This window comes from Paludibacter sp. 221 (genome assembly GCF_010501035.1).
GTDB lineage: Bacteria > Bacteroidota > Bacteroidia > Bacteroidales > Paludibacteraceae > QVMH01.
Genome location: NZ_QVMH01000002.1, coordinates 98,004 through 99,211 on the forward strand (window position 1 = coordinate 98,004; position 1,208 = coordinate 99,211).

Sequence of the window (1,208 nt, forward strand, 5' to 3'; positions counted from 1 at the left end):
GCTTCCTTTTTCAGCTATAGGAAAAAGGAAGAGCCTGTCCGGCTCGAGGACAAAGCAGTAAAGATTGAAGATAACTGTAACTCTCCCTAAATCCCTCTCTCAAAGAGAGGGACTTTGAGGCTAATGAACGGAAGAGCAAAACCTAACAAAACAGACATTTTAAAATGTAATTTTGAAGCGGTGTTATTCTAAAATTATAACTAATTTGATTTTGCCATTATACTTAAGATGAAGAAGCATTATTATATTTTACTTGCATTGCTGCCGGCGTTGGTGTCGTGCGAGTTTGGTGTCAATTTGGATGAAATCCCTTACGAACCTAAAATTGTAGTGGAAGGGCGGATTGAAAACAATACTTATGCGTCGGTTTTACTATCGGTTTCGGCTCCTGTGCTTGGCGAACAGGATACAATAAAGCTGTTGAACCACGTAATAAGGAGTGCAAGGGTTACCGTGTCGGATGGCGAAACTTCGGAGGTGCTTCGTCTGGCTTACAGTCCTGACCACTTGCCGCCTTACGAATACAAGGGGCATGTGATAAGGGGAGAGGTAGGTAAAAACTATTCGTTGAAAATAGAGTATGATAATAAGATAATTACAGCCACCACCCATATACCTGAGCCGGTGGATATAGATGACATCTGGTTCAGGCGTAATAGTGAGAACGATACTACGGGCTATATAGGGGTGAGCTTTAAAAACACCTCCAACCAGTTTTATAGCGTGGCCACCAGTCCGTATTCAGTTAAAGGAGTATTTACCCCCTGCCTGTATGGCAATGTTAACAGCAGCCACTATCCCGCAGGGGAACAAATAGACATGGAATTGAGAAAAGGCCCGTCTATTTATCCCAAGAATAATTTTAAAACCTATTATTTAGCGTCCGATACCATCAGGATTAAACTTTGTACGCAGCCCCGTAGTGCTTACGACTTTTGGACGAGTTACCAGAATGAGATAATAAACACCCAGAATCCGCTGTTCCCTGCCTTCTCCAGCCTGAAATCGAACATAGAGGGTGGGATAGGAATCTGGAGCGGATATGGCAGTGTTACATATGGTGTAATTTTGGCCAAAATAGAAAGGTAAAATTATTTTATATTATATTTTTTTGTTTTACATTTGTTTAAATAATAGAGTTTATATTCAATAGTCTATTATAAAGCTTATTTATAAATCATTATAGTATTAAAAGCTCCCGTAGGGAG

Annotated in this window: 1 protein-coding gene; it reads left to right on the forward strand. The window is 40.1% G+C overall.

Annotated features, from left to right (window positions below; all coding sequences use genetic code 11):
- Positions 1 to 228 precede the first annotated feature (228 nt).
- Entirely contained in the window at positions 229 to 1,089 is an 861-nt protein-coding gene (locus D0T49_RS00935) for a DUF4249 domain-containing protein (RefSeq protein ID WP_163628716.1), read from the forward strand.
- Positions 1,090 to 1,208: the final 119 nt, after the last annotated feature.